The organism is Arthrobacter sp. CMU6, from assembly GCF_059090205.1.
Genome location: NZ_JBNHFL010000030.1, coordinates 20467 through 33712 on the forward strand (window position 1 = coordinate 20467; position 13246 = coordinate 33712).

At 66.9% G+C, this 13246-nt stretch carries 15 protein-coding genes; 8 read left to right on the forward strand and 7 right to left on the reverse strand.

Annotated features, from left to right (window positions below):
• The first annotated feature begins 3 nt into the window (after window positions 1–3).
• The gene (locus tag AC5RWD_RS18600) at window positions 4–684 is read left to right on the forward strand and encodes a class I SAM-dependent methyltransferase (RefSeq protein WP_494021422.1); all 681 of its coding nucleotides are present in this window, start codon (window positions 4–6) and stop codon (window positions 682–684) included.
• Window positions 685–862: 178 nt separating this feature from the next.
• On the forward strand, window positions 863–1534 hold the full coding sequence (locus AC5RWD_RS18605) for a response regulator transcription factor (protein ID WP_494021423.1): 672 nt from the start codon (window positions 863–865) through the stop codon (window positions 1532–1534).
• On the opposite strand, the gene AC5RWD_RS18610 is transcribed toward AC5RWD_RS18605, so the two are convergent.
• The gene (locus tag AC5RWD_RS18610; RefSeq protein ID WP_494021424.1) at window positions 1521–3008 is read right to left on the reverse strand and encodes a sensor histidine kinase; all 1488 of its coding nucleotides are present in this window, start codon (window positions 3006–3008) and stop codon (window positions 1521–1523) included. The two genes, AC5RWD_RS18605 and AC5RWD_RS18610, sit on opposite strands and share 14 nt — an antisense overlap.
• Window positions 3009–3507: 499 nt before the next feature.
• Here AC5RWD_RS18610 and AC5RWD_RS18615 point away from each other — a divergent pair, with 499 nt between their 5' ends.
• A complete protein-coding gene (locus AC5RWD_RS18615) occupies window positions 3508–3780 on the forward strand; it encodes a hypothetical protein (RefSeq protein WP_494021425.1) in 273 nt (90 codons plus the stop codon).
• A gap of 64 nt (window positions 3781–3844) precedes the next feature.
• Here the strand turns inward: AC5RWD_RS18615 and AC5RWD_RS18620 are convergent, their stop codons facing one another.
• Window positions 3845–4222, reverse strand: coding sequence for a MarR family winged helix-turn-helix transcriptional regulator (locus tag AC5RWD_RS18620; RefSeq protein WP_494021426.1), 378 nt, complete (start codon window positions 4220–4222; stop codon window positions 3845–3847).
• Window positions 4223–4319: 97 nt separating this feature from the next.
• Here AC5RWD_RS18620 and AC5RWD_RS18625 point away from each other — a divergent pair, with 97 nt between their 5' ends.
• Complete coding sequence (locus AC5RWD_RS18625; protein ID WP_494021427.1) at window positions 4320–5771, forward strand: MFS transporter; 1452 nt, start codon at window positions 4320–4322, stop codon at window positions 5769–5771.
• An 8-nt stretch (window positions 5772–5779) separates the two neighbouring features.
• Here AC5RWD_RS18625 and AC5RWD_RS18630 read toward each other — a convergent pair whose 3' ends face one another.
• Complete coding sequence (locus AC5RWD_RS18630; protein WP_494021428.1) at window positions 5780–6133, reverse strand: DUF202 domain-containing protein; 354 nt, start codon at window positions 6131–6133, stop codon at window positions 5780–5782.
• A 2-nt stretch (window positions 6134–6135) separates the two neighbouring features.
• Window positions 6136–6537 (reverse strand): YidH family protein, encoded by a 402-nt coding sequence (locus AC5RWD_RS18635; RefSeq protein WP_494021429.1) that lies wholly within the window; start codon window positions 6535–6537, stop codon window positions 6136–6138.
• Between the two features lie 145 nt (window positions 6538–6682).
• Here AC5RWD_RS18635 and AC5RWD_RS18640 point away from each other — a divergent pair, with 145 nt between their 5' ends.
• The 3 genes from AC5RWD_RS18640 to ykgO all read left to right on the forward strand — a co-directional run bounded on the left by AC5RWD_RS18640 (window position 6683) and on the right by ykgO (window position 9115).
• A complete protein-coding gene (locus AC5RWD_RS18640) occupies window positions 6683–7801 on the forward strand; it encodes an EAL domain-containing protein (RefSeq protein ID WP_494021430.1) in 1119 nt (372 codons plus the stop codon).
• 64 nt (window positions 7802–7865) lie between these two features.
• The gene (locus AC5RWD_RS18645) at window positions 7866–8996 is read left to right on the forward strand and encodes a GTP-binding protein (protein WP_494021431.1); all 1131 of its coding nucleotides are present in this window, start codon (window positions 7866–7868) and stop codon (window positions 8994–8996) included.
• On the forward strand, window positions 8993–9115 hold the full coding sequence (gene ykgO, locus AC5RWD_RS18650; protein ID WP_011693081.1) for a type B 50S ribosomal protein L36: 123 nt from the start codon (window positions 8993–8995) through the stop codon (window positions 9113–9115). Before AC5RWD_RS18645 ends, ykgO begins: the two co-directional genes overlap by 4 nt.
• A 112-nt stretch (window positions 9116–9227) precedes the next feature.
• On the opposite strand, the gene AC5RWD_RS18655 is transcribed toward ykgO, so the two are convergent.
• Entirely contained in the window at window positions 9228–9740 is a 513-nt protein-coding gene (locus tag AC5RWD_RS18655; protein WP_494021432.1) for a VOC family protein, read from the reverse strand.
• A 65-nt stretch (window positions 9741–9805) separates the two neighbouring features.
• On the opposite strand from AC5RWD_RS18655, the gene AC5RWD_RS18660 reads away from it, so the two are divergent.
• Complete coding sequence (locus AC5RWD_RS18660) at window positions 9806–10600, forward strand: helix-turn-helix domain-containing protein (protein ID WP_494021433.1); 795 nt, start codon at window positions 9806–9808, stop codon at window positions 10598–10600.
• Window positions 10601–10620: 20 nt separating this feature from the next.
• On the opposite strand, the gene AC5RWD_RS18665 is transcribed toward AC5RWD_RS18660, so the two are convergent.
• Both AC5RWD_RS18665 and AC5RWD_RS18670 read right to left on the reverse strand, forming a co-directional pair.
• Window positions 10621–12042: an FAD-binding oxidoreductase gene (locus AC5RWD_RS18665; protein WP_494021434.1), complete on the reverse strand. Its 1422-nt coding sequence runs from the start codon at window positions 12040–12042 to the stop codon at window positions 10621–10623.
• Between the two features lie 100 nt (window positions 12043–12142).
• Window positions 12143–13162 (reverse strand): NAD(P)-dependent alcohol dehydrogenase, encoded by a 1020-nt coding sequence (locus AC5RWD_RS18670; protein ID WP_494021435.1) that lies wholly within the window; start codon window positions 13160–13162, stop codon window positions 12143–12145.
• Between the last annotated feature and the right edge of the window lie 84 nt (window positions 13163–13246).

The following is a 13246-nucleotide window of genomic DNA, read 5'->3' on the forward strand; positions in this document are numbered from 1 at the left end:
GGCATGGACAGTACAGGCGATCCGGCCGGCAGCCACGGACCGGAGAACCTCCAGCATCCGCGCTTCGCCCGCGCCTACGCGCGCGCGGTCGGGCTGATGAACCGCCGCGGCGCCACCGAATACCGCCGCCGGGCGCTGGCCAGCCTGCACGGGACGGTCATCGAGGTCGGCGCAGGGGACGGATCAGCCTTTGCGCTCTACCCGCCGGCAGTCACCCACGTTCTGGCCCTGGAGCCCGACGACTACCTCAGAAGCCTCGCCCTGGACCGGGCCGCCACCGCCGCCGTACCGGTGACGGTGAGGCCCGGCGTGGCCGAGCGCATCCCGGCCGAAGACGGCAGTGTGGATGCCGTCGTCACCAGCCTCGTGCTGTGCAGCGTCGCCGACCAGGCCGCCGCGCTCGCGGAAATCCGGCGCGTCCTGCGCCCGGGCGGGACCCTGGCCTATTACGAGCACGTCCGCTCTGAGCGCCCTGTCCTGGCCGCCGTCGAGGACCTGCTCACGCCGGCCTGGCGGCGCCTGGCCGGCGGATGCCATCCCAACCGGGATACGCTCGGAGCTATCACCGCGGCCGGATTCACCATTCAAGACAACCAGCGGTTCGGCTTCGCGGTCCAGCCGTTCATCCCGCCGGTGGCCCACATCCTGGGCCATGCCGCCAGCCCGGGGTCGCCCGCTCACTGAGCACCACGCCCAATTACGTCCTCGCTCATCCTGCGGGGCACCAGGGCTCTCCGACGGCGGACGGTCCCCTTCCGCCGTCCAGGTGTAAGTCAGGAGTCAGTCACCACGGCGTCTGGACTCTTCGTCCAGTCAGCCGCACACTGATGCTTGTCGCAGTACACGTGAGAGGATGCCAACCGTGCGGGTCCTGCTTGTGGAAGACGAAGTCCTGCTGGCTGAGACGATACGGCAGGGGCTGACGGCCGCGGGCTTCGTCGTGGATGTTGCCCACAACGGTGTCGACGGGTTATGGGCCGCCACGGAGAACCTGTATGACGTGGTTGTACTGGATCTGATGCTTCCGGGCATGCATGGGTACGCGGTTCTCCAGCAGATGCGGGATCGGCAGAACTGGGTGCCGGTCATCATGTTAACGGCCAAGGACGGTGAGTATGACCAAACGGACGCGTTCGATCTGGGGGCGGACGACTACCTGACCAAACCGTTCAGCTTCCCGGTGCTGGTCGCACGGCTGCGGGCACTCATCCGCAGGGGAGCCCCGGAACGGCCCGTTACCTTGGTGGTTGGTTCACTGAGGCTTGATCCGGCAACGCGGAAGGTGACGCGGGACGGGCAGAACATCTCCCTGACTGCCCGAGAATTCGGTCTGCTGGACTACCTCATGCGTCGGCCGGACGAGGTTTTGTCGAAGGCCCAGATCCTCGACAACGTTTGGGACTCTGAATTCCGGGGCGGGGACAACGTCGTTGAGGTGTATGTCGGCTATCTGCGCAGGAAAATCGATGAGCCTTTCGGGCTCGACACGCTCAGGACGATACGGGGCATGGGGTACAGGCTCAGCGCGGATTAGTTCCGACAGGCACATGCGCGAGAGATGCCGGGGCCGGCCGCGCCATCGGCGGGAAATTGACCTCGAAGCGGCACCAGCCCTGCGGCGTCTCGGTTGCGATGACGTAGCCATCGTGGGCCTCAACTATGCCGCGTGTAATCGCCAAGCCCAGGCCACTTCCGCCCTGATGGCGGGACCGGCTTTCATCCAGGCGGACGAAGCGGCCGAATATCCTTTCCCTGTCGGCCACCGGCACGGGCGGGCCGTCGTCGTCGATGGTCACAACGACCGTCTCAATGGTGACGGATAGCTTCACGGCGACGCACGCTGCGGCATGCCGGTCGGCGTTGTCCAACATGTTCCGAAAGGCCTGGCTCAACCGCACCGGATCTCCCGCAATCTTTGCCGGAACGAGGTCAGCGACAATCCGGTGTCTGCTCGTGGCGTTCACCCGGCGCAGTTCGGCGGCCAGCACATCGTCAAGGTCCACATCCTCGTGGTTGATGGCAACTCCCTGGTCGTCGGCCTTGGCCAAGGTCAGGAGGTCCTCCACGAGGCCCTGCAGCCGTCGCGTCTCTTCGGCAAGGATTGGCTGCATGCCCTGCCAGGTTGCGCCGGACGCATCGGCGGTAGAAATCTCAAGAGCTGTGCGGATGGTCGTGAGCGGACCCCGCAATTCATGGCTGGCATCGGAGACGAACTGCCGCTGCCTTTGATCGGCTGTTTCAATCCGGTCCAGCATCAAATTCATGGTGGATGCCAAGGCCTGTAACTCGTCGCGTGTCACCGGGACGTCGACGCGCTGGCTTAACTTGCCCGCGTCTATGCGGCTGACTTGTGAACGGATCGTGTCCACCTGCCTCAGGGAACGCCCCACGAGGAAATGCACCGACCATCCCACCAAACCCAGCAGCAACGGCATGGCAACCAGCAAGAACCACGTGACAATCCGGACCGTGTCTGACTGCGGCTGAATGGTCCGGCCAGCCAGAACCCAATACTTGGTGCCTTCATCATCGACGCCCAGCACCACAACGTAACGCTCATCCGTGTCCCCCAAAAGATCGGGCGCCGATACCTTGTCTGTTTCGCTATGGCCTGCAGCGGGTCGGAGAGAACTGAGCGGAGTCTTCAGAAGCCTCGGCTCGGACGCCCCGACAACCGTCCCCGTCTCGTCGATGATCTGTACCACTGGGTCTTTCTTCACGGTCTCGGCGAGCGCCAGAGAGGCTTCTTCGGCATCTTGGCTCTGGATCAGGGCAGCTACGTCGTGCACCTTGGTCCGGAGCAGGCTGTCAGTACTGGAAACGAGCGCCGACCCGAGCGTCACCAGCAGCAGCAGTCCGCCAGTCAGCAGGGCCACGGTGACGACGGCAACAGCCGCCACGGTGGACTGCCAGCGCAGTCCACGCGGCAAAAGCACCACGCGCCCTCGCCGTGTTTGCTCTGCTATGCGCCGCGGTAGGTCAGCGGACGACGGATCCGGTTGATCCATGCTCCTAGGATTCAGGCTGCAGGTTCCCTATGCAATGAGAATTTTTCCGATCTCAGTGTCCTCTCAGGAACTTCGCCTCATCATGGAGAGGAACTTGCAGGAATGACCGACACGAGACGAAAGCACCGTGCGATGAAAGGCATTGGCAACTGGCCAGACCCAATGTAGTCAATCCGGTGCGCTGGATGCTGCCCCCTGGCTGGCGTTCGAGAGTTCCCGCCAGCGCCGCTGCCCGGACTGAACGTGATTCAGCAGTCTTGCGTGCGACGTGAGCGCGCTCTAACTTGTAGGAATGTGGCAATGAACGCCGGCCGCCGCGGTAGCGCGGCGGCTTTCCGGGAATGGACCAGGCCCTCGTCCGTGGCCGGATTCAACGCCATGATATTCAGGTAAGGATGAATCGCCGGCAGCAGCCGGGCTCCTCCGTATGCCACGGGGCCGGGAGAGGGGTGGACATGCTGGGGGCCGCATCGGGTGAGCCAGGAAGAGCGGCCAGAAGGTGAAGTCCCTGCCAAAAGTCATACGAAGTCCGTACTTCCCGGCGGCGGCAACGCTGACGCTGGTAATTCTCTTCTGGTCCGCCGGGATGTTAGGCGGTCTCGCACTGCTCAGCAGAAGCAGACCGCCGCTGGACACGCTGACCTGGCTGCTGTTTGTCTACGCGGCGGTGGTCCTGTCTGCCGTGGTCGGCCTGTGGGCGGCCATCGACCTGATCCGTCGCCTGTCCCGGCGCCGAAAGGGGAGGCACCGTCACGAGAGGGACGGAGAATAGAAGTTATCTGCTCGGCAAATCGCGGCCCGTACCGGCTTCGGTGCAGCGAGTAGAACGCCGCAGCTCAGGCCAGGTTTTCCTTGAGCAGCGCGCGGTGCTCGACGGCGGCAGCCTGGTGGAGCTTCCGGCCCGCCGCCGTGAGTTCCAGGTACAACGACCGGCGGTCGTCCGCGCAGGACTGGCGGGTCAGCAGGCCGGCCTTCTCCAGCCGATCCACCACCTTGGAGACGGCGCTCTGGCTCATGGGGGTCCGCTCGCCGAGTTCCTTCATCCGGCACGAGGCCTTGCTGTTCTCGGCCACGAGGTCCAGGATCTCGAACTCGTTCAGGCCAATGTCGAACTTGGCCTCCAAGGCCCGGTCGAGGGCGCACGAAGTGCGGAAGTACGCGTCCTGGATGCTGCGCCATTGCTCAACCAGCAGGCGGTCCGTCGTCGAAGCCATGCCCCGATTTTAGCCGAAGGACGAACTCAAGTCCACGTCATAATATTCCGTGTCATATTCCTTGTCATTGGATGACGCGTCATATAGATTTCTGGACATGACATCACCTACCGCCCTCGAACGATCTGCCGGGCCCGTCGTCACGGCCGTCCGCTGGACCCGGGCCAAGTGGCTCCTGCTGATGGTTGTCTGCACCGTCCTGGCTTTGGACGGGCTGGACGTGTCCATGGTGGGCGTCGCCCTGCCGTCCATCGGCCAGGAACTGAACCTCGGCACGGACTCCCTGCAGTGGATAGTCTCCGCGTACGTGCTTGGCTACGGCAGCCTGCTGCTCCTGGGCGGCCGGCTCGCCGACCTCCTGGGCCGCCGCCGCATCTTCCTCATCGCCCTCTCCGTCTTCGCGGCCGCCTCCCTGCTGGGCGGACTCGTGGATGACCCTGCCATCCTCATCGCCACGCGGTTCGTGAAGGGTCTGGCGGCCGCGTTCACCGCGCCCACGGGCTTCTCCATCATCACCACCAACTTCGCCGAGGGCCGCGAGCGGAACAAGGCCCTCTCCATCTTCACCACGTTCGGTGCCAGCGGCTTCTCTCTGGGTCTCGTCGTCGGCGGCCTCATGACCAGCCTGAGCTGGCGCTGGACGTTCCTGGTCTCCGTGCCGATCGCCGTCCTGGTGGTCATCCTGGGCAACCGCTTCATCCCGCGGGACACGCCCGATGCCACGGACAGCGGCCACGACATCTGGGGTGCCGTCACCCTGGCGCTGGGCATGCTGGGACTCGTCTACACGCTGGTGTCCGCACCGGAACAGGGCTGGGGATCTGTGGCAACAATCGCCGGGTTCATCATCTCTGCCGCGGTGCTGGCCGCCTTCGCTGTCATCGAGAACAGGGTCAGGCACCCGCTCATCCGCTTTGGCATCCTGCGCGAGGGCTGGGTGGCGCGGGCCAACCTCAGTGCGGTGGGGCTGTTCGGCTCCTACCTCAGCTTCCAGTTCATCGTGACGCTTTTCCTGCAGTCCGCCCTGGGCTGGAGCCCGCTGGCGATGGCCCTCGCGCTGCTGCCTACCGGACTGATCGTCGCCACCAGCGCGCCGTTCGCCGACCGCCTGATCAACGTGTTCGGCGCCACCCGGCTGATCCTGGCCGGGCTGGCCGCCATGGGGCTCGGCTACGTCCTCTTCCTGCGGGTGGGCACCACGCCCTACTACGCCCTGGACATCCTGCCGTCGATCATCCTGCTGGGCATCGGCTTTGCCCTGGCCTTCCCGTCCATCAACGTCCAGGCCACCGCGGGCATCCGGGACTCCGAGCAGGGCCTGGCGGCCGGGCTCATCCAGACCAGCACCCAGGTGGGCGCCGCCCTGGTCCTGGCGGTCACCACCGCCATGGTCAGCGGAGGGCATTCCGAGGGCGGCGCCGCACCGAGTGCCGCCGCCATGCTGGAGCAGTACCGGCCGGGACTGGTGCTGAGTGCCGCCGTCGCCATCGCCGCGCTGCTGGTTGCGGCTGTGCCCGCCCGACGGCGGACGGTCGCCCTGGCTGCCTAGGCTCGCAGCTAGGACAGCACGAGCCAGACACCCAGTGCCCCGAGGGCAACGCAGGCTCCGGCGGTCCAGAAGACGGCGGACACGTCGGGTGCCAGGTGCCCGGACCTGATTCCTTCCACGCTGCGCCGGTAGCGCCGCCGCTGCGTGGCGTAGATGACGGTCCCGGCGGCAACGGTGAGGCCGAACATCGCCAGGACGAACGGCCCCTGGTCCGGAATCCAGCGGAGGCACACCGCGCTCGCGGCAATCAGGGTCAGGACTGTCCGGCCCCACGCGAGGGCGGTGCGCTCGGGCTGGAGCCCGGGGTCGCCGTCGAGCGGGCCGTTGCCGGGCAGGGGAGCGGTGGCCGGGTTGTTGTCCACGGTCAGGCCAGGACGATGACAACGATGACCACCGCGGCCGCGACGGCGCAGCCGGCGGCGAGCAGCGGGCCGATCAACGGCAGGGGCAGCGGCCGGTTGGAGCGCAGGCTGGCCTCAACCCGCAGCCAGCGGACGGCGGAGCCCGCACTCAGCAGCATGCCCAGCAGGAGCAGCAGGACCGACAGCCCGCGGCGGACGGGCTCCGGGAAGACGTCCGTGGTGAAAGCCTCCACCGCAATGCCGCCGGCGAGGAGCGCCAGGGAGGTACGGATCCATGCCAGGAACGTGCGCTCGTTGGCCAGGGTGAACCGCGGATCGGGCTCGGTGCCACCGGGCAGGAGTCTTTCGGCGAACCGGCTGCGGCGGGGGCCGGGGCCGGGCGGGGGAGGAGGGGTGGACGGCACGGTCACAGTCTAGCCAGTGCCGTTATTTACAGGCCCGTGAAATTACTGTCACAGACCTGTCAAGGCGGCTCACCCGCGCTTATGATGCATCCAGAGGCAGGAAATCCAGCCAGCGGCCAGCAGCCCGGAACCAGAGGAGTGCCCATTGGACAGTACCCGGTTCCCCTACGACGACGGCCGGCCCGAGGACGACCGACCTGCCTCCGAGGCACTGGTGCGGGAACAGGCCTACGAGATCATCGAAGCGGTCCTGGCCGGCACTGATCCGGAAGGGGCCGAGGTCCGGGAGCGGCTGCGGGAACATGTGGCGGCGCATCCCGGAAATCCGGAAGCGGCACTCCATGAGCACCTGGTGTTCACGCGCTCGCTGGCCCGGCAAGCCAAGAACCGGAGCGCCAACAAGAAGCCAGGCCCCGACAAGCCGGATATGCACCGGCAGCCGGCCAAGGAACAGATCAGTGTTCCCGGGCGCGGCCAGGCTGCCATCGAGGCGATCCTGCACGGTGGCATGCTGGTCACGGCGTTCCAGCCCATCCACGATCTGGGGCGGGGCGGTGTCCTCGGCGCGGAGGCGCTGACGCGGTTTCTGTGGGAGGACGGGGACGGCGGAGGTTCCTGGTTCAAGAATGCGGCCGCCGTCGGGCTGGGTGCGGACCTGGAGTTCTCAGCGCTGCAAACGGCTGTGGCCGCGGCGCAGGATCTGCCGCAGCACCTCGTCGTGGCAGCGAACCTCTCACCGGCCGTATGCCTGGATCCCCGGCTGCCAGGATTCCTGGAACACGCTGCCCTGGGACCGTCACGCATCATGCTGGAACTCACCGACCCGCTGGAGTCAGGCCAACTGGGTCCCTTGCTGGACGTCCTGACGCCGCTGCGCCGTTCCGGCATGGGGCTGGCGGTGGATGAGGCCGGCACGGACGCTGCCTCCATGCGCCACATCCGTTCCCTACGGCCGGACGTCATCAAGATCGGCCGCGGCCTGGTTGCAGGGATCGACGCCGATCCAAGCCGCCAGTACCTGGTGGCCGACCTTGTCGAATTTGGTCGGCAGACCGGCGCGTCGCTGGCCGCCGTCGGAATCGAAACTGCAGCCGAACTTGCGGTCCTGACCCGGCTGTCAGTAGCCGCCGGCCAGGGCCACTTCCTGGGAAGGCCCACCATCGACGTCAAGGAATGGGCCACCTGGGCCGGTCCCGCCACGGCAGTCCAAAACCGCCATGGGCGGCGCATGGCAGAACGACCACCACAGCCGGACGGACACTGACCGTAGCCTCTGGCGGGCGACCCGCCGGTTGCAGTTGAGAATCATTCTCATATAGTCTGCTGGCATGCAAGTAACTGTTGTGAGCTCCCTGGATGTTTTCAGCCGCCAGAAGGCCTGTGCGGCCTTGGCTGCAGATTCCCCGGACGCTCTTGTCGTATTCCACGATCTTGTGGAGGACGGGCTCGTTATCCGCAGAATCTTCAAAGAGGGACGCCGCCTTGAGCGGGAAGAGTCGAGACTGGAACACGGATGCCTCAGCTGCACCGTGCGCCTGGACGCAGTGCCTACCGTGAAGAGGCTGCTCCAGGCGGGTTCCCGCCTCATTCTGGGGCTGCCTCCGGCCGTGGCCGGCTCAACGGCCGTGGAGGCTCTGGTGCGGGGCCTCGGGGGCGCCCTCACCATTGATTCCGTGGTGCTGGCCTGCGCCCCGGATGCAGTGGAGGACCAGATCTGGGACCATCACTCCCTGTTCGAGTCCGGGTTCACTCCCGTTCCGGAGGACGAGCGGACGCCGGGGGAATTCCTCATGGGGGAGCTGTCGTTCGGCGACACCGTCCTGCTGGCCGACCCGGCACTGGTGCCCGTTGATCCCGAAGCACGTGCCCGCGGAATCCAGCTGATCAGGGAGCTGGCACCGCACGCCGTGGTGGCGGAAGATGCTGGCGACGCCCGGCCGGGCCGGCACAACCTCGCGGAGGCAACGGCGCGGGCCGTCCCGGGTTCCGTGCGGATCCCGGCCGAGTCTTTCCCGCCCTTCACCACTGTCGTCCAGCGGATTGAGCGGCCCCTGCATCCGGGACGCTTCCGCCACGCGCTGGCATCCCTCGCTGAAGGGTCCTGCTGGCTCCGCGGCCGGCTATGGGTGGCATCAGCACCGGATTGCAGGATCGCCGTTCAAGGCATCGGGCCCCGGGTCTGGCTGGAGAACACGGGCCCCTGGCAGGCGCAACGCCATCCCCTCCAGACAGCTTTTCCCGCGGATTATCCGGAGGCCGTGTTCGATCTGCACCCCGAATTCGGCGACCGCGGAACCGTGCTGGCCGTCACCGGTGATGACGTGGACGCCGCCGAAATCGCCGCGCTGCTCACCGGCTGCGAACTGACCGAAGCGGAGATGGCCTCGAGTCCCGGCGCAATAAATGACCCGTTCGATCTGAACCGGACTACCGAAACAACACAAAGGAGCAACTCATGAAAGTACGGAACTCGCTGCGGGCGCTGAAAAAAATACCAGGTGCCCAGATAGTCCGCCGCCGTGGCCGCACCTTTGTCATCAACAAGAAAAACCCGCGGATGAAAGCCCGCCAAGGCTAACCCGGGGGCGTTTCCAAGATTTGTGACCGGCGGGCGCTGCCAGACCTCGGCTCTGAACCGGCTGGCAGTATCCGCCGGCCAGAGCCGCTTCCTGGGAACGCCGGCGCCAGCGTTAGCCCTGCTGCGCCGCCCATTCCTCGACCCGGCGGTTGCTTTCCTCCTCGGAGAGGTCCTCCACCCGGGTCATGATGGACCAGCGGACGCCGAAGGGGTCCCGGATGCTGGCGTAGCGGTCGCCTGAGACGAACGTGGCCAGCGGTTCGCGGATGGTGGCTCCGGCCTGCACGGCGCGCTGCACCAGGGTGTCGGCGTCCGGGCAGTAAAGGCCCAGGGAGTAGCAGTCATTTTCGCCCTCGGGCGCCGGAACCAGGTGGTATTCGGGGCTGGGTTCGCCGAGCTGGAGGTGGCCGTTGCCGAAGTCGAGTTCTGCGTGGACCACCACCCCTCCCATCTCCGTGGCGCCCACCACGCGGGCGCCGAACACGTCCTTGTAGAAGGCGATCGCTTCGCGGGCGCCGGTCACGGCGAGGAACGGCGTGAGGCTCGTGAGGCCGTTCGGAATTCCGTGCGTGGTGTGCTCCCCGTGGGCGGCCGTGGCTGATTCGGTGCTTGTAGTATCTGTCATGTCCATGACGCTACGTGCCCGCCCGGCGGCGGCGCTTGGAGATTCGCGACAGTCTGAGGGGACCTGTGGAGAGTTCGTTCAAGGGGATCCTGTACCCGGCCCGGCTTCCCGTCTTTCACCGGATTCCGGCGCCGGCCTCCGTGGCGGACTTGGTCCAGTGGTTCTGGATTCCCGAGTGGGACATCGAGCCCGGCCGCACCTCCCGCCAGCATCTGATCGCGTATCCCGGCTCCAACCTCGTGGTGCAGCCCGGTGGCGTGGTCTTCTCCGGCCCCACCACCCGGGCCGCCCACCGGGACCTGGCCGGGCGGGGCTGGGCGGTCGGTGCGCTGCTGCGGCCCGCGGCCGTGCCGCTGTTCACCGACGATCCCTCCGGCCTGCGGGACGCGGAGATGGCTGTGGCCGCGGAAGGCCTGCACCTTTCCGTTTCGGAGGCCATGAACACGCACGACGGCGGCATCCGCCGTGAGCGGGCAGTGGGTGCCTTTGCGGGGTGGCTGGGTTCCTTTGCAGGGCCTGCTGTGTCAGAGGAGGCGCTGCTGGCCAACCGGCTGATGGACATCACCGGTTCGGACGCCTCTGTGGTCCGGGTGGAGGACGCGGCGTCTGCGCTGGCGGTGTCGCAGCGGACCCTGCAGCGGGTGGCCAGGAAGTACATCGGCCTCAGCCCTGCCGCGCTGATCCGCCGCCGCAGGCTTCAGGATGCTGCCGAGCGGACGCGGCTGGATCCGTCAGCGGATCTGGCGGCGATCGCTGCCGAGCTCGGGTACGCCGACCACGCGCACCTGACGAACGACTTTCAGAAGTACCTGGGCTTCACCCCGAGCACGTACCGGCGGGCGGTTGCCGGCGAGGGATGACCGGCAGGATGTTGCCGGAATCAGACGGGCGTCGGCAGGATGTTGTGGTTGTAGCGGAACACATTCTGCGGGTCGTAGCGGTTCTTGATCGCCTCCAGGCGCTGGTATTTGTCCTGCCCGTAGGCCTGGCGCGCGGCGTCGGTGTTCTGCTGTCCGAGTTCGGCGCCCAGGAAGTTGACGTATTCGCCGTGCTCCGAGAAGGGCTGCATGAGGGCGTGCGCCCTGCGCGCGAAGGCCGTGAGCCGTTCGTCCTCGGAGGCGTCCTGCCAGAAGCCGTAAATGTTCAGCCAGTAGCGCGCGGAACGGTTCGGGAATGCTGTGGCGCCTTCCGGTATCCGCCCGAAGGCACCCTCCAGATGGTGGATGTCGATCCCTGTCCCTTGCCACGTCACCTCGGAGGCGAAGCCAAGCAGAACGCCCACCACCTCCTCGTCCAGGCGGGAGAACGAAACGTTCTTCCAGTAGCCGCGTGAGCCCTTGGGGAACACGGCATCCATGGCACTTTGCCAGTCCAGCCACGACGTCGGCCCTATTTCCTGCTCGTCCGGCCGGGCTTGGGCACGCAGCTGTTCAACAAGACTCAGGCCGGTCTGCTGGTCCCCGGATGCCCAGGCGAATCCGATCGCCATCCACGGGTCGCTGCCCATGCCGAACTCGGGCGGTAGCACCAGGAGGGAGATGATCGGGTTCATCTGCTCGGGCAGATTGCGGGTCCAGGCAGCGAACGCCGTCAGGGCGTTCCGCCAGTGCTGTGGCCGGTAGAAGAGGTTTCCACCCAGGGGTTTTGCCGGCAGCGGATGGGCGCGGAAGGTGAAGGAGGAGACCACGCCGAAGTTCCCGCCGCCGCCGCGCAGTCCCCAAAACAGCTCGGTGTTTTCCCGTCCGCTGGCGTGCAGGTGGTCTCCGGCGGCAGTCACCACGTCCACGGAGTCCAGGTTGTCCAGGGTGAGGCCGTAGGTCCGCGTCAGCCAGCCGACGCCGCCGCCCAGGGTGAGTCCGGCCACCCCCGTTCCGCTGATCACCCCGAGGGGAATGGCCAGGCCGTGTGCCGCCGTCGCCCGGTCCACGTCAGCCAGCGTGGCCCCCGGCCCCACCGTGACGAGCCCCTTGCGGGCGTCCACCTTCACATCCCTCAGCGGTCCCAGATCCAGGACGAGGCCGCCCTCAACGGTGCCGTGCCCGGCGATGTTGTGGCCGCCGCCGCGGACGGCCAGGGCCAGGCCGCTGCGCCGCACCGCATCGAGCGCCACGTCGATGTCCGAGACTGTACCCGCCCGGGCGACCGCGAGCGGACGGACGTCCACCATGCCGTTCCATACCGCGCGGGCCTCCTCGTAGAGGGGATCCTGCGCCTCGATCAGCTGCCCCGACAGCCGCCCGCGCAACTCCTGCAGCGCCTGCTGGATCTCAAGTTTGGGGCCTTTGTGCTGGACTGTAGCCATGGGAGGTGCTTCCGGTCAGAGGGCGAAATCGTCCGGGATCGCTTGGTGATGTCCAGAGTTTAGGTTCACGGCCACTGCCGGGCAACAGTGAATTTGTTGGTCAGCGCGGAAGGACCGTGATGGCAATTTTGCCGCGCGCGTCTCCGGCCTCGAGACGGCGCATGGCCTCCGGAACCTCATCGAGCGGGTACGTCCTGTCGACGCTTGGCGTCACCTGGCCGCTCTCGATGAGGGGGGTCAGCCGTTCGAGGTCGCTGGCGCGTTCCTTCGAAGCGAGCATGGTCAGGCGCTGGCGCACGAACAGGGACACCAAGGGTGCCCGCAGGCTCCGGCCCAAACCTCCGGTCCACCTGCCGCCTTCCTCGCCGCCGACGATGACGGCCGTTCCCGTGGGGGTGAGGGCGCGCCGCAGCCGTGACAGCGGAGGGTTCCCGCCAATGTCGAGTATCAGGTCGTAACGGCGCGTTCCGTCGGCGAAGTCATCCTGCGTGTAGTCCAGCACGTGGTCGGCCCCGAGGGAGCGCACCAGATCGGTCTTCGCGGTGCTGCTGACGCCGGTGACCTCCGCCCCGAGCGCCTTGGCAAGCTGAACGGCGTAGCTGCCGACGCCGCCCGAGGCGCCCAGGATGAGCACCTTCTGCCCGCTCTGCGCCCTCCCGGCGTCCAGCGCCTGGAGGGCGGTGCCGGCCGAGATCGGGACCGCCGCTGCCTGCTCGAACGACAAGTTCGCCGGCTTGCGGGCGAGCTTGTCCTCCAGCGCCGCGGCGTACTCGGCGAACGAGCCCCGGGACATTCCGTATACCTCGTCGCCGACGGCGAACCGGGTCACTGAGGAGCCGACGGCGGCGACGGTGCCGGCGACGTCGATCCCGGGCACCCGGTTCTTCGGCCCGCGGAACCCGAACCCCATGACGCGCAGGAGGTACGGGCGGCCGGTCATCATGTGCCACGTCCCGCGGTCCATGCCTGCCGCGTGGACGCGGACCAGCACCTCATTCTCAGCGATATCCGGCCGCGCTGTCTGGCCGCGGCGAAGGACGTCAACCGAGCCGTATTCGTCCTGCACGATGGCCTGCATGGTCTGGGCGGTCGCTGCGTTGTCCGCGGACTTCGTCCTCATCCGGTTTGTCATCTCGGTCCCTCCAATCGGTTTGCCTTACTAAGTACGGCAAATGTATCGTACAAAGTACGAACCGTCTATGCC